Source organism: Streptomyces geranii, assembly GCF_002954775.1.
Taxonomy (GTDB): Bacteria; Actinomycetota; Actinomycetes; order Streptomycetales; family Streptomycetaceae; genus Streptomyces; species Streptomyces geranii.
In genome coordinates, this window is record NZ_PJME01000018.1 from 46,603 (window position 1) to 66,675 (window position 20,073).

Consider the following 20,073-nt stretch of genomic DNA (forward strand, 5'->3'; position numbering starts at 1 on the left):
AGAGAGCCGTGCACAATTTCGCGAGCATCCTCGATTACCACCTGACCCAGCGGCCCGATGCCGTGGCCGTCACCCAGGAGGAGCGCCGTCTGACGGTGCGCGACCTCCATGACCGGGTCAACCGGCTGGCCGCGGGCCTGACGGAGCTGGGCGTCCGGCGCGGTGACGTCGTCGGGCTGCTGCTCTACAACCGGCCGGAGTTCCTGGAACTGGTCTACGCGGCGAACCGCGTCGGGGCGGTCTTTCTCCCGCTGAACTACCGCCTGTCCGAAGAGGAATGGGCGTACATCCTCGGCCACTCCCAGGCAAAGGTGATCGTCACCGAACCGGAGTTCGTCCGGGCGGCCGACCGTATCGCCGGGAAACTGACCGATCTGGAGCACCGCGTCCTGGTGGACGGCGAGCCGGAGTCCGGTGAGTGGACCGGTTACGAGGCGCTGCTCGGGTGGCACGAGGGCGCCCGCGTCGACCCCGTGGAGGTCGGGCCTGAGGATCTCCAGCGGCTGATGTACACCTCGGGCACCACCTCACGCCCCAAGGGCGTGCGCATCACGTACGGCAATCTGCACGCGAAGAACGTCTCCCAGATCGTCCACTTCGGGCTCACCGCGGCGGACACCACGCTCGTGGCCGGGCCGCTCTACCACGTCGGCGGCCTGGACATGCCCGCCCTCGCGGTGCTGTACGCGGGCGGCGGAGTCGTCCTCCAGCGGAAGTTCGACGCGCCGGGTGTCCTGCGGGCGATCCAGGAGCACCGGGTCACCAACGCCTGGCTGGCGCCGGTGATGGTCAACGCCGTGCTGGAGGTGCCGGACCGGGAGTCGTACGACACGACGTCGATGCGGTTCATCGTGGGCGGCGGCGAGAAGACCCCGGAACCGGTGCTGCGGCGCATCATGAACGCGTTCCCGAACGCCTGGTTCGCCGACGCCTACGGTCTGACCGAGACCGTCTCGGGCGACACCTTCCTCGACCGCGAGCACTGCCTGTCCAAGCTGGGCTCGGTCGGCCGGCCCGTGCCGCACACCCGGATCCGGATCGTCGACGACACCGGCGCGGAGGCCCCGGCGGGCGAGCTGGGCGAGATCACGCTGCGCGGCCCGAAGGTCTTCGCGGGCTACTGGCGCGACGAGAAGGCGACGGCCGCCGCCCTGCGCGACGGCTGGTTCCACACCGGCGACATCGGCCATGTCGACGAGGAGGGCTTCCTCTACATCGACGACCGGAAGAAGGACATGATCGTCTCCGGCGGCGAGAACATCGCCACCCCCGAGGTGGAGCGGGTGCTGTACGAGCACCCGGCCGTCCTGGAGGCGGCGGTCGTCGGGCTGACCCATCCGCGCTGGGGCGAGGTCCCGCGCGCCTTCGTGGTGTTCCGGCCGGGGACCGAGGCGGGCGCGGAGGAACTGCGCGGGTTCTGCCAGGAGCGGCTCGCCAAGTTCAAGGTGCCGGCCCGTTTCGACATCGTCGACGAACTCCCCCGTACCCCCTCGGGCAAGGTCCTCAAGCGGACCCTGCGCGACATTCCCACCGGGAGCTGACCATGGCCGATGTGAACACCGACCTGCGCCTCGACGGCCGTACGGCCTGGGTGACCGGGGCGGGGAAGGGCCTTGGCCGGGCGATCGCGGTCGCGCTCGCCCAGGCCGGGGCGAACGTCGCGGTGACCGCCCGCACGGCGGCCGACCTCGACAGTCTCGAAGCGGAGCTGGCCGGGTACGGCGGCAAGGCGCTGGTGCTGCCCGGCTCGGTCGCCGACTCCGATGCCGTACGGGGCATGGTGGAGGGGGTCGTCGAGTGGGCCGGGCGGCTGGATGTGGCCGTCAACTGCGCCGGGGTCAGTCCGCACTTCAACCGGAGCGAGTGGGTCACCGACGAGGACTGGGGGCGGGTGCTCGCCGTCAATCTCCAGGGGACCTTCTACTGCTGCCGGGAGGCGGGGCGGGTGATGCTGGAGCAGGGGGCCGGCTCGATCGTCAACATCTCGTCCGTGCACGCGAGTACGGGGTTCGAGCGGATCGCCGCCTATGCGGCCAGCAAGGGTGGGGTCGAGGCACTCACCAAGTCGCTGGCTGTGGAGTGGGCGGATCGGGGGGTGCGGGTGAACGCGCTGGCGCCCGGTTACTTCCGTACGGATCTCAGTTCCGGGTTGCTGGACAGCCGGTGGGGGGAGCGGATTGTCCGGGGGACGCCTTTGGGGAGGGTGGGGTCTGTGGAGGAACTCGGGGGTGCGGCGGTGTTTCTCGCGTCGGAGGCGTCTCGGTTTGTGACGGGGACGACTGTGACTGTGGATGGGGGGTGGACTGCCTGGTAGGGGTGGTTCTTCGGGTGCGGGACGGTGGGGGCTGGTCGCGCCCCGCGGCGGAGCCGCTGATCGATACAGTCCCGCGCCCCCAAAAGAGGGGCGCGTTGCCGCAGGGCTAGTTGAACAGGTCCTCCGCTACCGCCTTCACCGTGTTCACCACCAGGGGTGCCACCAACTCCAGGCTCGAACTGCCGTCCCCCACCACCGAGATCGCGGCTATCGGGCCCTCGGGGCCGCGCAGGGCCAGGCCCACGCAGCCGAGGTCGGGGAAACACTCGCCGCGGTCGATGGCCAGGCCGTTGCGGCGGCGGACCGCGCGGAGTTCGTGGTGGAGGTGGTCGAGGTGGCCGATGCTGTGGTCCGTTCGGCGTTCGATCAGGTGGGCGTAGCGGGCGTCGATCTCCTCCGGACTCAGCCAGGCCAGCATCGCCTTGCCCAGGCCGGTGCAGTGCGCGACCGCCCGGCCGCCCACCTTGGAGGGGATGTCGACGGCCGCCCGGCCGCCCACCTTGTCCAGGTAGTAGATCTCCGGGCCGTCCAGCACCGCCAGGTGGACGACCATCCGGGTGCGGACGGCGAGGTCCAGGAGGTGGGGTGCGGCGGCCGAGCGCAGGGCGCTGTGGCCGATCTCCCGGCCGCCGAGGCCCAGCGCTCGGCGGCCCAGGGTGTAGCCGGCGACCGTGTGGTTCAGCCAGTCCAGGCGGACCAGTTGGTCGAGTATGCGGTGGGTGGTCGAGCGTGGGAGATGGGTACGGCGGGAGACCGTCTCCAGGGTCAGGTGGGTCTGCGGACGCTCGAAGAGGTCCATGATCAGCGTGACGCGCTCCATCATCGACGGAGGCAGTACCTGCCCGACGACCTCGGAGGGTCGCGAGTCCAGGCGCAGGGCAGACGTCATCGTCGGTGCCTCTCTGCTCAAACTGAAATCAATTCTAGTTCGGCTTCGGCGTCAAGGTACCAATGCCTCGGGCGGTAGAGAAAGAGTCGTGCACCGATTAATTGGGGTGGTCGGTCTAATCTATAGCGGACGCAAAAAAGTGCCGCTCCCCGGAAGGAATCTTCCGAGGAGCGGTAGGGCGGGTCGGAGGTGGGCGTCAGGCCCGGGCGGTGAGGTCCAGCGCGATGTCGACGATCATGTCCTCCTGGCCGCCGACCAGTCCGCGCCTGCCGACCTCCTGGAGGATCGTGCGGGCGTCGAGGCCGTAGCGGTCCGCGGCCGCTTCCGCGTGGCGCAGAAAGCTGGAGTAGGCGCCCGCGTAGCCGAGGGTGAGGGTCTCGCGGTCCACGCGGACCGGGCGGTCCTGGAGCGGGCGTACCAGGTCCTCGGCGGCGTCCTGGAGGGCGAACAGGTCGCAGTCGTGCTTCCAGCCCTGGAGGTTGGCGACGGCGACGAACGGCTCGATCGGGCAGTTGCCCGCGCCGGCGCCCTGTCCGGCGAGCGAGGCGTCGACCCGGGTCACGCCCTCCTCCACCGCCACCACGGAGTTCGCCACCGAGAGGGAGAGGTTCTCGTGGGCGTGGATGCCGATCTGGGTCTCCGGGTCGAGGACATCCCGGTAGGCGCGGATGCGGTCGCGTACGCCGTCCATGGTGAGCCGGCCGCCGGAGTCGGTGACGTACACGCAGTGCGCGCCGTACGTCTCCATCAACTTGGCCTGCTGGGCGAGGACTTCCGGGGTCGCCATGTGGGCCATCATCAGGAACCCGGAGACGTCCATGCCGAGTTCGCGGGCCGTGGTGATGTGCTGGGCGGCGACGTCCGCCTCCGTGCAGTGCGTGGCGATGCGTACCGAGCGCACGCCCATGGCGTAGGCCCGCTTGAGTTCGACGATCGTGCCGATGCCGGGGAGCAGGAGGGAGGTGAGGGTGGCGCGTTCGATGGCGTCGGCCGCCGCCTCGATCCACTCCCAGTCGGTGTTGCTGCCCGGCCCGTAGTTGAGGCTGCCGCCGGCCAGACCGTCGCCGTGCGCGACCTCGATCGCGTCCACGCCGGCCTCGTCGAGGGCCTTGGAGATCTTGCCCACGAACTCGGGGGTGATCCGGTGCCGGATGGCGTGCATGCCGTCCCGGAGGGTGACGTCCTGGACGTAGAGCCTTGGGGTGGCGGTCACTTGGTCACCTCGTCGATCGCTTCGGTGGTCGCCTTGGTGGAGAATCGCTCGGCCAGGCGTTCGGCCACGCGCAGGGCCGCCGAGGTCATGATGTCGAGATTCCCCGCGTAGGCGGGCAGGTAGTGGGCGGCGCCCTCCACTTCGAGGAACACGGAGACCTTCGTGGTCGCCTCGGAGCGGTCGCCGGTGAAGAGCGTGTGCACCGGGTCCTCGTCGGGGACCGGCGTGAACTGGACCTGCTGCTTCAGGCGGTAGCCGGGCACGTACTCGGCGACGGCCGCGACCATCTCCTCGACGGAGGCGCGGATCGCTTCGTGGTCGGCGTCGCCGATCAGGCAGTACACCGTGTCCCGCATGATCAGCGGCGGTTCGGCCGGGTTCAGGACGATGATCGCCTTGCCGCGCCGGGCGCCGCCCACCTTCTCGATCGCCCCGGAGGTCGTCTCGGTGAACTCGTCGATGTTGGCCCGGGTGCCGGGGCCCGCCGACTTCGAGGCGATCGAGGCGACGATCTCCGCGTAGGGCACGGGAGTCACGCGGCTGACCGCGTGCACGATCGGGATCGTGGCCTGGCCGCCGCAGGTGACCATGTTCAGGTTGTCGACACCGTTGTCGCCGTCGCCGGCGTTCGCGAGGTGCTCGTCGAGGTTCACCGGCGGTACGACGTACGGGCCGATCGCGGCCGGGGTGAGGTCCACGAGGCGTTTGCCGTACGGGGCCAGCTTCTTGGCGTTCTCGACGTGGGCCTTCGCCGACGTGGCGTCGAAGACGATGTCGATCTCGTCGAAGTCGGGCATGCGGATCAGTCCGTCGACGCCCTCGTGGGTGGTGGGGACTTTGAGGCGGGCGGCGCGGGCCAGGCCGTCCGAGTCCGGGTCGATGCCCACCATCGCGGCCATCTCCAGGGTGTCGGAGAGGCGCAGCACCTTGATCATCAGGTCGGTGCCGATGTTGCCGGAGCCGATAACGGCCACCTTGGTCTTGGTCATCCGTGCTCCTTGGCTTCCGTGCGGTCCTGGCGTTCTGTGGTGGAGAAGGTCGCCGTCACCGTGCCGAGGCCCGACATCTCCGCTCGTACGGTGCTGCCAGGCGGGGTGGGGACGAGTGGGCCCAGGGCGCCCGAGAGGACGATCTGGCCGGCGCGCAGGGGGTCGCCGAACTCGCGTGCGGTCCGGGCCAGCCAGAGCAGTGCCGCCAGGGGGTCGCCCAGGCAGGCGGCGCCGGTGCCCTCGGAGGCGAGGACGCCGTCGGCGTACAACTTCATGGTCACGTCGCGGGGTTCGAACTCCTTCAGGTCGACCCGCTGGTCGCCGAGGACGAACAGGCCGCTGGAGGCGTTGTCGGCGATCGTGTCCGTGATCGCGATGTCCCAGTCGGCGACCCGGCTGTCCACGATCTCCAGTGCGGCGACGGCGTGTCCGACGGCCGCGCGGACCCGGTCGACGTCGAGGTCGTCGTCGTCCAGGTCGGCGGCGAGTACGAACGCGATCTCGGCCTCGACCTTGGGCTGGAGCAGGCGTTCGCTGGGCACTCGCGGCAGCGCGGAGACGTCCATGTCGTCGAGCAGGACGCCGAAGTCGGGCCGGTCGACGCCCACTTGGCGTTGCACGGATTCGGAGGTGAGACCGATCTTCCGGCCTACGACCCTGCCTCCGGCGGCCAGGCGGGTGGCGATGACCTGTTGCTGGACGGCGTAGGCGAGGGCTATGTCTGTGCTGCCCAGGAGGTCCCGTACGGGGGCACAGGGTTTTCCGGCGTGGGCCGCGTCGGTCAGTCGCGCGGCTGCCTCGGCGACGGGCGTCGGTTTCCCGGTGTCTGTCATTCGCATCCTCAACTCGTGCACGGCGCTCCGCTGTTGGGGCGGTTCTTCGGGTGCGGGTTCGGTGGGGCTTGTCGCGCAGTTCCTCGCGCCCCTGAAAGCGCGCCCCCTGTTCGTCCGGACCGTTCGTGCACCCAGCCTGAGCGGGGTCGGTGTACGGCAGGCTCGTGTGTTCCGCTCAGCGGGACTGGGGTGCTGGTCCGGGGGTCTCGGTGAGCGAGATGGCCGAACTGTGGGGGCGGGGCGGCTCGTTACCGTCGGCGGCTAGCTGCTGAACGGCTGGAGGAGGGTCCATGGTGAGCATCAACGAAGATGTCTACGACGTGGTGGTCGTAGGGTCCGGCGGAGGGCTGGTCGGGGCGTATGCGGCGGCCTCGCGTGGGCTGCGGACGCTTGTCGTCGAGAAGACCGACCGGGTGGGCGGGACCACCGCCTACTCCGGGGCCGGGCTCTGGTTTCCGGGGTCCGCGCCGATCGAGCGGGCCGGTGTCGAGAACGACGTCGAGAAGTCGCGGACGTATCTGCGCAGTGTGGTCGACGACAGTTCCCGGGAGCGGCTCCAGGACGCCTATCTGCGGGCCGGCGTACAGGTGATCGACGAGTTGGAGCGCAACCCGCGGTTCGGGTCCTTCGTGTACGGGCCCGTGCCGGAGTACTACGCGGCGGCCCCCGGCGCCTCCCCCGCGGGGCACACCATCTTCCCGGCGGAGGTGCCCGCCGCCGAACTCGGCGAGCACGCCCAACTGGTGCGCGAGCCGCTCCCGATGGAACGGTGGGGCCGTGACCAGGGTCCGGTGCTCAACGGTGGGCGTGCGCTGATCGGCCGGACGCTGGCGGCGTTCCTGGAGACCGGCCACGGCACGATCCGGCTGAACACCGCGCTGGAGAGTCTCGTCGTCGAGGACGGCAGGGTCGTCGGAATCGATGCCGTGAGTGAGGGTGAGCGGGTCCGGATCCGGGCCACGCGAGGGGTGATCCTCGCCGCCGGCGGGTTCGAACGCGATCCCGACCTGCGCGCGAAACACCAGCCGCCCCTCACCGGCGAGTGGTCCAACGGCGCCCCGCAGAACACCGGCGACGCCCTGCTCGCGGGGATGGCGGTCGGTGCCGCCACCGAACTGCTCGACCAGGCCTGGTGCATACCGGGGCTGGTGTGGCCGGACGGACTTCCGCTCTTCCACACCGGTACCCGGGGCGGTATCTGGGTCAACGCCGCCGGTGAGCGCTTCATGAACGAGAACCTTCCCTACGACCAGGCGGGGCGCGAGATCCTCCGGCTGCACAGGACCACGGGTGTCTCGCACATCCCCGCCCACTGGGTGTTCGACCAGCGGCAGCTGGACCGGGACGGCTTCGGTGGGCCTGCCGACCAGCCCGTGAGCCCCGAGTGGTTCGAGTCCGGCTCGCTCAGGAAGGCCGACACCCTTGAGGAGTTGGCCGAGCTGATCGACGTACCGGTCGAGTCGCTGCGGAAGACCATCGAGGAGTTCAACACCTACGCGCCCACCGGGGTCGACGAGCGGTTCCATCGCGGTGAGACGCCCTGGGACCAGATCGCCAACTACGTGCTGGGCTTCCCCGCCCATCCCGAGCTGAGCTTCCCGGCGCCGCCCACGACCGAGTGGCCGAACGCGCTGCTGCCGCCGCTCGACACCCCGCCGTACTACGTCGCGACCATTCTTCCGGCCGACATCGGCACCAAGGGCGGGCTCAAGACCGACGAGCACGCGCGCGTGCTGCGGCCCGACGGGAGCGTGATCGACGGGCTGTACGCGAGCGGGAACACCATGGCCGCGATGTCCGGGCGGGTGTACCCGGGTGCGGGGACACCGATCGGTTCCAGTGTCGCCTTCTCCTATCTGGCGGTGCAGGACATCGTCGGCGCGAAGGACTGACCGGTCGGGCTTCATATCTCATGGCTGTGCCCGGGACACCCTTTCGTGTCCCGGGCACCAGCTCGTTCAGGGGGCGGCGATCAGTCGCGCGGCCAGGTGCAGGTCCGCCGCCGCCTGTTCGGTGGTGATCTCCTCGGTCAGCAGCGCCACGAACAGGCCCCACCAGCTGTAGACGAGCAGTCGTACCCTGCTGCGGGCGGTCTCCGGGTCCGTACGGCGGCCCAGCAGGTGCAGGAGCCGGCGGCCCAGGGCGCGCTCGACGATGTCGAAGCGGCTCGGGACCGCGTTCGCGTACTCCGTGAAGGAGGAGAGGGCCACCGCCGACGCCAGCAGCGGGCTGGCCAGGAGCTTTCCGCTCAGCGCGATGAGTGTCTCGGCCACTTCCGTCGCCGGGTCGTCCCCGGCTCCGGGAGAGCGGGCGGTGGTGTCACGGCCGCCCAGGAACTGCTCGATGTGCCACTCCAGGACGGACAGGAACAGGTAGGGCTTGGACGGGAAGTAGCGGTACAGCGTGGCGATGGCGACGCCGGCCTCCTTGGCCACGTCGTGCATCTGCACCCTGGCCAGGCCCTCGCGCGCGCCCAGGTCGGAGGCGGCGCGCAGGATGCGGACCTGGCGGGCGGCCTGGCGGCTCGACATCGGGGCGGCGGGTTGCCGTACCGCTGCGGGTCTCGCCACGTCGTCGCCCCCCATGTGGTCGGGTTCCCCCGGCGGTGTCGCTCAGGAGGAGCCGTCCGGGCGGGTCAGGAAGGCCAGTACCGCGCTCTCCCAGGCCGCCTTCTGCTCGATCATCGCCCAGTGCCCGCAGTCAGGGAGAACATGCAGCTCGGCCTTGGGGATGGTGCGCATCGGCAGCAGCGCGTTGTCCAGCGGGGTGACCCGGTCGTCGCGGCCCCAGGTCAGCAGCGTGGGTGCGGTGACCTTGTGGAGGGCGGCCCAGATCGGCTGGTCGGAGTGGGCCTGGGCGGCGATCATCGCGGCCATGGCCTGGCGGCCGTAGATACGGCGGGAGGCCTCCAGGGTCGCCGGGTCGGTGGCGCTCGCCCAGCGTTCCTCGATCAGTTCGTCGGTGAGGAGCGCGGGGTCGTAGACCATCGAGCGCAGCCACTGGACGAGGTTCTCGCGGGTGGGGTTCTCGGTGAACTCGACGAGGAGGTTGAGGCCTTCGCTGGGCGCCGGGGAGAGGATGTTGCGGCCCACCCCGCCGATGGTGACGACCCGGCGGAACAGGTCCTTGTGGGCGACCGCGAGGCCGACGGCCACGAAGCCGCCCATGGAGTTCCCGACCACGTCGACCTGGCTGAGCCCGAGGCCTTCGAGGAAGCGCAGTACGGCCTTGGGGGCCGCCAGCATCGGGTTCTCGTCGGTCGGGTCGCTCACGCCGAAGCCGGGGAACTCCAGGGCGAGGGTGCGGAAGTGCTTCGCGAACACCGGCAGGTTGCCCCGGTAGTTGCGCCAGCCGGTCACCCCGGGCCCCGACCCGTGCAGCAGGAGCAGCGGCGGACCGTCGCCGGCCTCGTGGTAGCGCAACACGCCCTCGTCCGTGGGGAGTTCGCGCAGGGTGTCCTCGTACGTCAGGGAGGTGAGTGTCATGGCAGCACGGTGGCACCGGGGCGGTGGCGCCCGCCGGTGGGCTCCCGATCAGTGGGACGGTCCCGGCGGGGTGCGGCGCGGGCTGTCTAGCGTCGGGAGGGTAGCCGTACCGGGGGCTCTCGGGCCACCCGGACCTGATCAATGCGAGGGGAGGACCTGATGGGTGTTCGCTCACTCGGGTACCTGCGTCTGGAGTCCAACGACATCGACAAGTGGAAGGCCTTCGGGGGCGACTTCCTCGGTCTGATGCCCGTCGAGGGCGCTGATCCCGAGTCGCTCACCTTCCGGATGGACGACCATCCGGCCCGCATCGTGGTCTCTCCGGGGGCGCAGCCCGGGATGACGGCGCTGGGCTTCGAGGTGCTCGACGAGCGGGAGTGGGCGGCCCTGGTCGCCGATGTCGAGAAGGCCGGGATCAAGGTGACGGCCGGTACGGAGGCGGAGGCCGCGGCGCGCAAGGTCACCGGCTTCGCCAAGTTCAACGACCCGGGCGGCAACCCGGTGGAGTTGTACTACGGCACGACCCTCGACCATGTGCCGGTGCAGACGCCGCTGGTGTCGAAGTTCGTCACCGGTGACATGGGCTTCGGGCACGCCATCATCTCGGCCGAGGACGCCCGGACGACGTTCGAGTTCTATGTCAACGTCCTGGGCTTCATCGAGCGCAACACGATGCGCTCACCGGGCGGCACGACCTGGTTCATGGGCTGCAACCCGCGCCACCACACGCTCGGTGTGACGCCGATGCCCGGTCCCGGGCGGCTGCTGCACTTCATGGTCGAGGGCGCGACGCTGGACGACGTGGGGCGCGCGCTGGACCGGGCAGGCAAGTACGAGGTCCCGATGATGCACACGCTGGGCAAGCACACCAACGACCACATGGTGTCGTTCTACGTCTGGTCGCCGGAGAACTACGCGGTCGAGTTCGGCTGGAACGGGCTGCAGGTGCCCGAGCCGGTGCCCGTCTACGAGATCACCGACGGCGCCTTCTGGGGCCACCACTTCACTCCGCCGCCGATGCCGCCGAACGCCGGCTGAGCGCGAGAAGCCCTGAGCCCCACGCCCCCTGGAGACCGGTCCGGGGCGTGGGGCTCAGTCATGTCACCTGGTGTCATGTCACCTGGTCAGGTCACCGCCGTCTCACTCGACGGTGATCGCCCGTTCCGGGCAGGCCCGTTCGCCGTCGTGGGCCGCCGCCGCGAGGCCCTCCGGCACCTCTCCGTCGAAGGGCAGCGCGTAGCCGTCGTCGTCGAGGCGGAAGACCTCGGGTGCCGCCGCCGCGCACCGGGCGTGGCCGGAGCACGACGACCTGTCGATGGTGATCTTCACTGAACTGCTCCGTTCTTACGGCTTGTTGGTCGACCCCGCGTCCACGGTGAACTGCAGGCCGGTGACGTACCTCGCCTCGTCCGACGCGAGGAACAGCACCGCGTTGGAGACGTCCCGCGGTTCGACGTACGGGGCATGGGTGTTCATCGCGGCGAGGGCGAACATCGGTTCCCGCTCGGCGAGTTCCTCGATCGGTACGCCGACCGTGATGCCGGTGTCGCTGACGCCGGTCGGGTGGACGGTGTTCACCCGGATGCGGTGGGTGCCGAGTTCGTTGGAGAGGGCCTTCATCAGGCCGACCACTCCGTGTTTCGCGGCCACGTAATGGGCGTACGGCACATGGCCGCGGATTCCGGCGGCCGAGCTGGTCATGATGATCGACCCGCCCGCTCCCGCCTCGATCATCCTCGGGAGCGCCGCCCGTGCGGTGTTCCAGGCGCCCTTGAGGCAGACGTCGACGACGACGTCCCAGGCCTCGTCGGTCAGCTGCCAGGCCGAACCGGAGCTCATGACGCCCGCGTTGGCGACGACGATGTCGAGCCGCCCGAACTCCTCGTAGGTCGCGTCGACGGAGGCCCGCATCTCGGCGATCGAGCGGACGTCGGCCTGTACGGCGACGCAACGGCGGCCGGTCGCGCGCACCAACTCGGCGGTCTCCTCCAGCTGTTCCTTCGCCGCGAGGGAGTAGGGCAGCGCGTCGCTGATGTCCCGGCAGACATCGGTGACGACGATGTCCGCGCCCTCCTCCGCCAGCCGCACGGCGTGGGAGCGGCCCTGGCCGCGCGCCCCTCCGGTGATGAGTGCGACCTTGTTCTCGACTCGCCCCATGGCAGCCTCAGTTCCTCGAATGGTCGGTCGGGTCGGACGGGTTCAGCAGGTCGTCGGCTGCTTCGCGCAGCGCCCGCAACCGGCGTTCCAGGAGGTCGCGTTCGGCTTCGGCCCGGTCGTCGGTGCCGAGTTCGGCGAGGCGTACGTCCGTGTCCGCGATCTCCGCCACGAGCCGGCCGTGGGCCTCCTCACGGGTGAGCAGGTCCAGGTCGGTCCAGTCGGAGCGCTCGGACTCCGGGAGCCTGCTCATGCGGGGAGGTTGTAGAGGCGGCGGGTGTTCAGCTCGACGATCTTGTGGACCTCGTCGTCGGGTACGTCGGCGAGCACCTCGGCGGCGTAGGCACGGCTCTTGGGCCAGTAGGAGTCGGAGTGCGGGTAGTCGCACTCCCAGGTGATGCGGTCGATGCCGACGTGGTGGCGGACCTCGACGCCGAAGCGGTCGTCGATGAAACAGCCGTGGAAGTGCTTGTTGAACAGCTCGGAGGGCCGCACGCTCTGGTTGACGTTCTGGTAGAAGCGGTGCCGCTCCCAGGTGCCGTCGGCGCGCTCCAGCAGATACGGGATCCAGCCGATGCCGCCCTCGGACAGGCCGATCTTCAGCTTGGGGTGCTTGTGCAGCACCGGGGAGAAGAGCAGGTCGGCGGTGGCGAACATGGCGTTGCAGCCGAACAGGGTGATGGTCACCGCGAAGGGGGCCTCCTCGGCGGTCTTCGGCGGCTTGCCCGAGGTGCCGAAGTGCAGGCACAGGGGCATGTCGGTCTCCTCGGCCGCGGAGAACATCGGGTCCCAGTAGTCGGTGTGGAAGGAGGGCAGGCCGCGCGGGGCGGGGTTCTCCGGGAAGGAGATCGCCTTGGCGCCCTTGGCGGCGGTGCGGTGGATCTCCGCGACGCAGAGATCGACGTCCCACATCGGCATGATGACCAGCGGGATGAGCCGGCCGGGCGCGGTCGCGCACCACTCGTCGAGGACGAAGTCGTTCCACGCCTGCACGCACAGCAGGGCGAGTTCACGGTCCTTGCCGTCCAGGAAGACATGGCCGGAGAAGCCCGGGAAGGACGGGAAGCAGAGGGCGCCCCAGACGCCGTCCAGGTCCATGTCGCGGATACGGGCCTTCGGGTCGTAGCAGCCCGGGATCATCTCGTCGTAGCGCGTCGGTTCGAGGCCGAACTCCTCGGGGCTCTTGCCCGCGACCGCGTTGAGGCCGATGTAGGGGTAGATCCGGTCCTCGTAGACCCACACCTCGGCCGGTGACTGGCCCTCCCCGCGCGGCTGTTCGACGCTGCGCGGGCCCGCCTCGCGGTACCTGGCGGGCAGGCGGTCGGTCCACAGTCGTGGGGGCTCGATCAGGTGGTCGTCGGTCGACAGCAACTTCATCCATGGCTGCAGCGGCATCCTTGCGCTCCCTCGGTCACGGAACTCTCTAACACTGGGGGGATTGCGTGCACTGTTCAGGTCTCACTGACCGGGATCTTCACCCCCAGGCCCACCATTCAGGCTACTCTTTTATTCGACGGAAGGAGACCCCATGGGTCGAGTGCAGGACAAGGTCGTCTTCATCACGGGTGCGGCACGCGGCCAGGGCCGGGCCCAGGCGATCCGGCTCGCGACGGAGGGCGCGGACATCATCGCCGTGGACCTCTGCGCGGACATCGCCACCAACGGCTACGCGCTGGCCACCGAGGCCGACCTGGACGAGACCGTGCGTCAGGTGGAGAAGCTCGGGCGGCGGATCGTGGCCCGCAAGGCCGACGTACGCGATCCGGCGGCGCTCAAGGCGGCCGTGGCCGACGGGGTGGCCGAACTCGGGCGGCTCGACGCGGTGGTGGCGCAGGCCGGGATCTGCCCGCTGGGCCCGGGGCAGACCGCGCAGGCCTTCCTGGACGCGGTGACCGTCGACTTCAACGGGGTGGTGCACGCCGTGGACGCGGCGCTGCCGCATCTGCGCGACGGTGCCTCGATCGTGGCGACGGGGTCGATCGCCGGGCTGATCCCGGCGACCGTCGACAACCCCGCCAACGGGCCCGGGGGACTTGGCTATTCGTTCGCGAAGCGCCAAGTGGCCGCGTTCGTCCATGACTTGGCGACGGTGCTGGTGTCCAGGAAGATCCGGGTCAACGCGCTGCATCCGACGAACGTCAACACGGACATGCTCAACAGCGACCTCATGTACCGGTCGTTCCGCCCCGACCTGGAGGCGCCGACCCGCGAGGACGCGCTGCCCAGCTTCCCGGCGACGACCGGGTTCGGGGTGCCGTACGTGGAGCCCGAGGACATCGCCGACATGGTCCTTTTCCTAGTCTCCGACGAGTCCCGTTACGTCACCGGGATGCAGATGCGGGTCGACGCCGGCGGGTATGTGAAGCGGCGACCCCAACTGCCCACCTTCTGACCACGGTTCACGCGCCGCCCGTCATGTCGATGACCACCTTCCCGGTGGTCCGGCGTTCGGCGACATCGGTCAGGGCGGCTGCCACCTCGGCGAGGGGGTGCACGCGGGAGACGAGCGGGCGCATCCCCTCGCGGACCAGGTCGGCGAGCGCCCGGTCGCCCGCGGCCACCGCGTCCGGGGCGTACTGGCGCAGCATGCGGATCTCGAAGCCCCGTACGACCGCGTCCTTGAGCAGCACCAGGTTGAGCGGGATGCGCGGGATCTTCCCGTCGGCGTAGCCCACCGTGACGAACCGGCCGCCCCGCCGCAGTGCGCGCAGGGCGGCCTCCGCGTGGTCGCCGCCCACCGGGTCGATCACGAGGTGGGCGCCCTCGCCGTCGGTGAGTGCGCGGAGCCGGGTCTTCAGGTCCTCGCGGAGGTAGTCGACGCCCGCCTCCGCGCCGAGTTCGCGGGCGACCGCCAGCCGTTGTGGGCTCGACGCCGCCGCGACCACGCGCATCCCGAGCCGGGTGGCGACGTCGACGGCCGCGGATCCGACCCCGCCCGCCGCCCCGAGCACGGTCACCCACTCCCCCTCCGCGCCGTGCCCGACGGTGGTCAGCGCGTGGTAGGCGGTCGCGTAGGTCACGTGGAACGCGGCGGCGTGGACCATGTCGAGTCCCTCGGGGACCGGCCGCAGCCCCGCCACCGGCACCACGACCTGCTCGGCGAAGGCGCCGGTCAGCACCGCCCCGGCGACCGGTGTACCCACCGGCGGGCCGGACACCCCGGGTCCCAGTGCGGCCACGACCCCGGCGAACTCGCTGCCGGGCGTGAACGGCAGGGGCGCGGGGACCTGGTAGCGGTCGGCCACGAGCAGGACGTCGGGGAAGTTGACGGCCGCCGCGTGGACGCGGACCAGAACCTCGCCCGGGCCGGGTTCGAGGTCGGCGAGTTCGACGACGGACAGGCCCTTGGGCGGCCCGTACTCCGTGCAACGTGCGGCTCTCATCGGGGCCTCTCGGCTCGGGTTCGGTCGGCTCGGGTGCGGTCGGGTCCGGATCTGTCGGCGGTGGGCATCGCCGGGTCGCGGGGCAGGCCCAGTACCTGTTCGGCGATGGTGTTGCGCTGGATCTCGGCGGTGCCCGCGCCGATCGTGGAGGCCCGGGTGCGCAGGAAGCCCCACACCCAGCGGCCCCGCTGGACGGCGTGCGGATCGCGGCGGTCGAGGATGCCGTACGCGCCGAGCAACTCCATGGCGAACTCGTGCAGTTCCTGCTCGAAGGTCACGATGAAGAGCCGTGACGTCGAGGACGCCGGCCCCGGCTCGCCCTTCGCCATGATGTCGGCGATGGTCCGCATCCCGGTCAGCCGCATGATCCGTACCCGGATCTCGAAGTCGGCCAGCCGGTCGCGGACCAGGGGGTCCGCCGTCGCGCCGCGCTCCCGCGCCAGCTCGATCAGCTCGTCGAGGACGCGCCGGTACAGGGCCGCCTGGTTCATCGCGCCGGCCGCGCGCTCATGGCCGAGGCTGGTGCGTACGAGGGGCCAGCCGCCGTTCTCCTCGCCGATCCGGTCGGCCACCGGGACGCGGACGTCGTCGAGGAAGATCTCGCAGAAGTGCGCGTCGCCGGTGAGGTCCCGCAGCGGTCTGACGGTCACGCCCGGGGCGTGCGCGTCGATCAGGAGGTAACTGATGCCGTCCTGGCGGGAGTCGGGCGGTCCGGTGCGGACCAGGGTGAAGAGGATGTCGGCGATGTCGGCCGAACTGTTCCACACCTTCTGCCCGTTGACGACGTACACGGCCTCGGGGCCGTCTCCCTCGCGGCGGGCGGTGGTACGCAGCGCGGGCAGGTCCGAACCCGCCTCCGGCTCCGAGTAGCCCTGCGCCCAGACGGAGTCGCCACGCAGCATGGGGCGCAGGAAGCGCTCCCGCTGTTCAGGGGTGCCGTACTTGACGAGGGTCGGGGCCGCGATGCCGAGGCCGGTGCCGAGCGGGCCGGGGACCCGGGCGCGGGCGTACTCCTCCTGGTAGACGACCTGTCGGTCGAAGGGCAGGTCCATGCCGCCGTACTCGCGCGGCCAGCCCGGGCCGGCGTACCCGGCGTCGTACAGGGTGGCCAGCCACTTCTTCTGCCAAGTGAGGCGTTCTGCGCGGTCCTTGGGGCGGCGGCCGGGATGATGGTCCGTCAGGAAGGCGCGCAGTTCGGTGCGGAAGCGCGCGTCGGTCATCGCGGGGCCATGCGGATGGCGCCGTCGAGGCGGACGGTCTGGCCGTTGAGGTAGGGGTTCTCCAGCATCTCGATGGCCAGGCGGGCGTAGTCGTCCGGGGTGCCCAGGCGCTTGGGGTGCGGGACGGAGGCGGCGAGGCCGTCGCGGATGTCCTCGCGGAGCCGGCCGAGCATGGGGGTGTCCATGACGCCGGGCGCGATGGTGTTCACCCGGATCTGCCAGCTGGCCAGGTCACGGGCGGCGACCAGGGTGATGCCGTGCACGCCGGCCTTGGAGGCGGTGTAGGAGGTCTGGCCGATCTGCCCGTCGAACGCGGCGACCGACGCGGTCAGGACCACCGCGCCCCGGTCGCCGTCGACGACCTCGTTGCCGGAGAGACGGGCGGCGGCCAGCCGCAGCACGTTGTAGGTGCCGATCAGGTTGACCCGTACGACCTCGGCGAAGGTGTCGATGTCACCGGGCTTGCGGTCGCGGTCGATGATCCGGAGCCGGTCGCCGCCGCGGCCCGCGCAGTGCACGACGAAGCGCAGCGGGCCGAGTTCGGCGGCGGCGTCGAGGGCCGCCGTGACGGCGGCCTCGTCGGTGACGTCGGCGCGGACGAAGCGGGCGGCGTCACCGAGGTCGGCGACCGCCTTGACGCCCTGCTCCTCGGAGATGTCGGCGAGGACGACCGTGCCGCCGCGCTCGATGATCCGGCGGGCGGTGGCCAGGCCGAGACCGGAGGCACCTCCGGTGACCAGCGCCGACGATCCGTCGATGTTCACATCAATCTCCTTACAGCCCCAGGGACTTGCTGATGATGGTCTTGAGGACCTCGCTGGTGCCGCCGTAGATCCGGGTCACCCTGGCGTCCGTGTAGAGCCGGGCGATCGGCGATTCGAGGATGTAGCCGTAGCCGCCGTGCAGTTGGAGGCAGCGGTCGACGACCCGGCCCTGTGTCTCGGTGCAGAAGAGCTTGGTCCTGGCCGCGTCGACCGGGCTCAGCTCGCCCGCGACGAGCGCGGTGACCGCCGCGTCCAGGAGTGCCTGAGCGGCCGTCAGTTCAGTTTCCAGGGCGGCGAGTTCGAATTTTGTGTTCTGGAAGTGGGCGACCGGCTTTCCGAACACGGTCCGGTCGCGTACGTAGGTGACGGTGAGGTCGATAGCGGCGCGGGCCTGGGCGACGGCGCCGACCGCGATGGCCAGCCGTTCCTGGGCGAGGTTGCGGCCGAGGAGGGAGAAGGCGGCGCCCTCCTCGCCGAGCAGGTTGGCGGCGGGGACGCGGACGCCGTCGAAGGACAGCTCCACGGTGTCCTGGACCTGGAGGCCGATCTTCTCCAGCTTGCGCCCGACGGTGAACCCGGGCATGCCCTTCTCGACCACCAGCAGGGACAGCCCGGCACGCCGGTTGTCCGGATCGGTGCCGGTGCGGGCGACGACGATCACCAGGTCGGCGTGGTGACCGCCGGTGATGAAGGTCTTCGCTCCGTCCAGGACGTAGTGGTCGCCGTCCCGGACGGCCCTCGTCGTGACACCGGCGAGGTCGGAGCCGGTGCCGGGTTCGCTCATCGCGACGGCGGTGTACAGCTCGCCCGAGGCCAGCCCCGGGAACCAGCGGGCCCGCTGCTCCGCATTGGCCAGCCCGGTGAAGTACGGGACGACGACGTCGAGATGGGTGCGCAGACCGCCCAGGGTCACCCCGGCACGCGCGCACTCCTCCTGGATGACGACGTTGAAGCGGTAGTCGTCCTGACCGCCGCCGCCGTACTCCTCGGGGATCGCCGTGCCGATGATGCCGAGCTTGCCCAGTGCGGTGAACAGTTCACGGGGGACGAGGCCGGCGCGGCGCCAGTCCTCGTACACCGGGAGCACTTCGCGAGCGAGGAAGTCACGGACCAGGAGACGGAAGTCCTCGTGATCCTGTTCGAACAGGGTCCGGCGCATCGAAGCTCCTTCAGTGGACCCTATTAAGTATACGTAATTGCCTTCCTCGGTCCAGAGCGATCAGGAAAGTGGCAGCTCCGCCTCGGCACTTCTCAGTGCCACCAGGGAATGAGTGCATCCAAATGGCGTCCCATACGGTGGCGGGCGACCCCGGCGTCGCCCTGCACGATCGCGTCGAGGATGCGCTGGTGCACATGCTGGACCTCTTCCGCCGCCGTGTCGCCGGGGAGTGGGCGGTCGTGGCCGGCGGCATGGCGGCGGAACAGCTCGGTGATGATCGAGAGGAAGAGCGACAGCACCGGGTTGTCGGCCATGGCGGCCAGTTCGGTGTGGAACAGGTCGGCCTTGCGGGGGTCGTCGGCGGGGCCCTCGGTGGTCCAGCGGACGGCCTTCGCGAGGCGTTCGGCGACCTCGGTGTCGCCCGAGGCGTGCCGGGCGGTCACCCTGGCGACGATGCCGAGTTCGATGGCGTTGCGCACGATCCGCAGGTCGTCGGCGGTGACGCCCTGGTATTCGAGGAAGAGGGCCATCGTGTCGATGCTGGCCTGCGGTTCCGGCGCGGTGACGACCAGGCCGCCGCCGGGGCCGCGCCGCATCCGGGCCACCGAGTGGTACTCCAGGAGCCGGACGGCCTCCCGCAGCACGGCCCGGCTGATGCCGTACCGGGCCAGCAGATCGGCCTCCGAGCCGAGCACCATGCCGACCTGCCAGCCGCGCGCGGCGATGTCGTCGTGGATGCGCGAGGCCACGACCTCGGCGAGCTTGGCCCGCAGGCCCTCGACCAGCTCCGGCTCGATCACGTTGCCCGCGATGCGCTGGCCGCGCCGGACCCGGTGCTTCTCGATCCAGGCGGCGACCGACTCCAGATGGGCGGTGAGTTCGGTCTGCGCGCGGGCGCCGTCGTCGGCGATCACGGCCTCGACGACCGCGCGGTGGGCCTGGTGCGAGACCTCCTTCGCCGCGTGCATCTCGGCCTTGGAGACCCGGCGGGAGGTGTGCGCGTACCGGGCGGTGAGGCGCGTGAGGACGTCGACGAACAGGTGCAGCACCGGGTTGCCTGACAGCCGGCCGAGCACCGGGTGCAGGGGGTCCTGGGAGTGGACCGACGGGTCGTCCCAGTGGGCGAGTTCCGCTTCGAGCGTGGCCCGGAGGGTGGCGATGCCCTCCTCGGTGATGCGGTCGGCGGCGAGGCCGGCGGCGATCGGTTCGAGCAGCTGGCGGGCCTGGAGGAGGTCCGTGACGCTGGTCCCGACGTATTCGAGGTAGATCACCATGGCCCGGGTCGCCGGTCCCGCGTCCGGGGCGCAGACGATCAGACCGCCGTTCGGGCCGCGCCGCATCCGGGCGACCTGGTGGTGCTCGACCAGTCGTACGGCCTCGCGCAGCACCGCGCGGCTCACCCCGAGGCGCTCGCGCAGGTCGACCTCGGAGCCCAGGGACTCGCCGACGGGCCAGCCCTGGCGGATCACGGTCGCCTCGATGCGCTGCGCGGTCTGCGCGGCCAGCTTGCCGACCGGGACACCGGCCTCGCCGTCGGCGGGTTCGCGATCGACGGCAGTCGCCATGGGGCCAACTCCTCAGAGGGGGTATTGCGGATCCCCAGTCTATTCGCGGGTGGCGCGGGTGATGTCCGGGTCAGGCACCTGCTGCCGAGATCGGGTCGGTGTTGC

At 70.5% G+C, this 20,073-nt stretch carries 20 protein-coding genes; 5 read left to right on the forward strand and 15 right to left on the reverse strand.

Annotated elements, in window-relative coordinates; translation table 11 throughout:
- Positions 1-8 precede the first annotated feature (8 nt).
- Positions 9-1,541, forward strand: a complete 1,533-nt coding sequence (locus tag CW359_RS23555; RefSeq protein ID WP_105972088.1) for an acyl-CoA synthetase — start codon at positions 9-11, stop codon at positions 1,539-1,541.
- A gap of 2 nt (positions 1,542-1,543) precedes the next feature.
- Entirely contained in the window at positions 1,544-2,314 is a 771-nt protein-coding gene (locus tag CW359_RS23560; protein WP_105972089.1) for an SDR family NAD(P)-dependent oxidoreductase, read from the forward strand.
- A 106-nt stretch (positions 2,315-2,420) separates the two neighbouring features.
- Here CW359_RS23560 and CW359_RS23565 read toward each other — a convergent pair whose 3' ends face one another.
- The 4 genes from CW359_RS23565 to CW359_RS23580 form a co-directional block, all read right to left on the reverse strand.
- Positions 2,421-3,137 (reverse strand): IclR family transcriptional regulator, encoded by a 717-nt coding sequence (locus tag CW359_RS23565; protein WP_198655359.1) that lies wholly within the window; start codon positions 3,135-3,137, stop codon positions 2,421-2,423.
- Between the two features lie 262 nt (positions 3,138-3,399).
- The gene (gene dmpG, locus CW359_RS23570) at positions 3,400-4,416 is read right to left on the reverse strand and encodes a 4-hydroxy-2-oxovalerate aldolase (RefSeq protein ID WP_105972091.1); all 1,017 of its coding nucleotides are present in this window, start codon (positions 4,414-4,416) and stop codon (positions 3,400-3,402) included.
- The gene (locus CW359_RS23575; RefSeq protein ID WP_105972092.1) at positions 4,413-5,405 is read right to left on the reverse strand and encodes an acetaldehyde dehydrogenase (acetylating); all 993 of its coding nucleotides are present in this window, start codon (positions 5,403-5,405) and stop codon (positions 4,413-4,415) included. The genes dmpG and CW359_RS23575 overlap by 4 nt, the downstream gene beginning before the upstream one ends.
- The gene (locus tag CW359_RS23580) at positions 5,402-6,238 is read right to left on the reverse strand and encodes a 2-keto-4-pentenoate hydratase (protein ID WP_232838551.1); all 837 of its coding nucleotides are present in this window, start codon (positions 6,236-6,238) and stop codon (positions 5,402-5,404) included. The genes CW359_RS23575 and CW359_RS23580 overlap by 4 nt, the downstream gene beginning before the upstream one ends.
- A gap of 290 nt (positions 6,239-6,528) precedes the next feature.
- Here CW359_RS23580 and CW359_RS23585 point away from each other — a divergent pair, with 290 nt between their 5' ends.
- The gene (locus CW359_RS23585) at positions 6,529-8,130 is read left to right on the forward strand and encodes an FAD-dependent oxidoreductase (RefSeq protein ID WP_232838552.1); all 1,602 of its coding nucleotides are present in this window, start codon (positions 6,529-6,531) and stop codon (positions 8,128-8,130) included.
- A 66-nt stretch (positions 8,131-8,196) separates the two neighbouring features.
- On the opposite strand, the gene CW359_RS23590 is transcribed toward CW359_RS23585, so the two are convergent.
- Both CW359_RS23590 and CW359_RS23595 read right to left on the reverse strand, forming a co-directional pair.
- A complete protein-coding gene (locus tag CW359_RS23590; protein WP_232838553.1) occupies positions 8,197-8,808 on the reverse strand; it encodes a TetR/AcrR family transcriptional regulator in 612 nt (203 codons plus the stop codon).
- Between the two features lie 42 nt (positions 8,809-8,850).
- Positions 8,851-9,723, reverse strand: coding sequence for an alpha/beta fold hydrolase (locus tag CW359_RS23595; protein WP_105972094.1), 873 nt, complete (start codon positions 9,721-9,723; stop codon positions 8,851-8,853).
- A gap of 159 nt (positions 9,724-9,882) precedes the next feature.
- Here CW359_RS23595 and CW359_RS23600 point away from each other — a divergent pair, with 159 nt between their 5' ends.
- A complete protein-coding gene (locus CW359_RS23600) occupies positions 9,883-10,761 on the forward strand; it encodes a VOC family protein (RefSeq protein ID WP_105972095.1) in 879 nt (292 codons plus the stop codon).
- Between the two features lie 102 nt (positions 10,762-10,863).
- Here the strand turns inward: CW359_RS23600 and CW359_RS23605 are convergent, their stop codons facing one another.
- Genes CW359_RS23605 through CW359_RS23620 form a run of 4 tightly spaced genes read right to left on the reverse strand, consistent with a single transcriptional unit; the run spans position 10,864 to position 13,272 of the window.
- Positions 10,864-11,052: a ferredoxin gene (locus CW359_RS23605; protein ID WP_105972096.1), complete on the reverse strand. Its 189-nt coding sequence runs from the start codon at positions 11,050-11,052 to the stop codon at positions 10,864-10,866.
- Between the two features lie 15 nt (positions 11,053-11,067).
- Positions 11,068-11,880, reverse strand: a complete 813-nt coding sequence (locus tag CW359_RS23610) for a mycofactocin-coupled SDR family oxidoreductase (protein WP_105972097.1) — start codon at positions 11,878-11,880, stop codon at positions 11,068-11,070.
- A gap of 7 nt (positions 11,881-11,887) precedes the next feature.
- Positions 11,888-12,130, reverse strand: coding sequence for a hypothetical protein (locus CW359_RS23615; RefSeq protein ID WP_105972098.1), 243 nt, complete (start codon positions 12,128-12,130; stop codon positions 11,888-11,890).
- A complete protein-coding gene (locus CW359_RS23620) occupies positions 12,127-13,272 on the reverse strand; it encodes an amidohydrolase family protein (RefSeq protein WP_105972099.1) in 1,146 nt (381 codons plus the stop codon). The genes CW359_RS23615 and CW359_RS23620 overlap by 4 nt, the downstream gene beginning before the upstream one ends.
- Positions 13,273-13,405: 133 nt before the next feature.
- On the opposite strand from CW359_RS23620, the gene CW359_RS23625 reads away from it, so the two are divergent.
- Positions 13,406-14,269, forward strand: a complete 864-nt coding sequence (locus CW359_RS23625; protein WP_105972100.1) for a mycofactocin-coupled SDR family oxidoreductase — start codon at positions 13,406-13,408, stop codon at positions 14,267-14,269.
- A 7-nt stretch (positions 14,270-14,276) separates the two neighbouring features.
- Here the strand turns inward: CW359_RS23625 and CW359_RS23630 are convergent, their stop codons facing one another.
- The 5 genes from CW359_RS23630 to CW359_RS23650 all read right to left on the reverse strand — a co-directional run bounded on the left by CW359_RS23630 (position 14,277) and on the right by CW359_RS23650 (position 19,968).
- Complete coding sequence (locus CW359_RS23630; RefSeq protein WP_105972101.1) at positions 14,277-15,260, reverse strand: NADPH:quinone oxidoreductase family protein; 984 nt, start codon at positions 15,258-15,260, stop codon at positions 14,277-14,279.
- On the reverse strand, positions 15,257-16,480 hold the full coding sequence (locus CW359_RS23635; protein ID WP_105972102.1) for an acyl-CoA dehydrogenase family protein: 1,224 nt from the start codon (positions 16,478-16,480) through the stop codon (positions 15,257-15,259). The genes CW359_RS23630 and CW359_RS23635 overlap by 4 nt, the downstream gene beginning before the upstream one ends.
- Positions 16,477-17,244 carry an SDR family NAD(P)-dependent oxidoreductase gene (locus CW359_RS23640; RefSeq protein ID WP_105972103.1) on the reverse strand — a complete coding sequence of 256 codons (768 nt, stop codon included), beginning with the start codon at positions 17,242-17,244 and terminating at the stop codon, positions 16,477-16,479. The genes CW359_RS23635 and CW359_RS23640 overlap by 4 nt, the downstream gene beginning before the upstream one ends.
- Before the next feature lie 10 nt (positions 17,245-17,254).
- On the reverse strand, positions 17,255-18,403 hold the full coding sequence (locus CW359_RS23645) for an acyl-CoA dehydrogenase family protein (protein WP_105972104.1): 1,149 nt from the start codon (positions 18,401-18,403) through the stop codon (positions 17,255-17,257).
- Positions 18,404-18,495: 92 nt separating this feature from the next.
- A complete protein-coding gene (locus CW359_RS23650; RefSeq protein WP_105972105.1) occupies positions 18,496-19,968 on the reverse strand; it encodes a FadR/GntR family transcriptional regulator in 1,473 nt (490 codons plus the stop codon).
- Between the last annotated feature and the right edge of the window lie 105 nt (positions 19,969-20,073).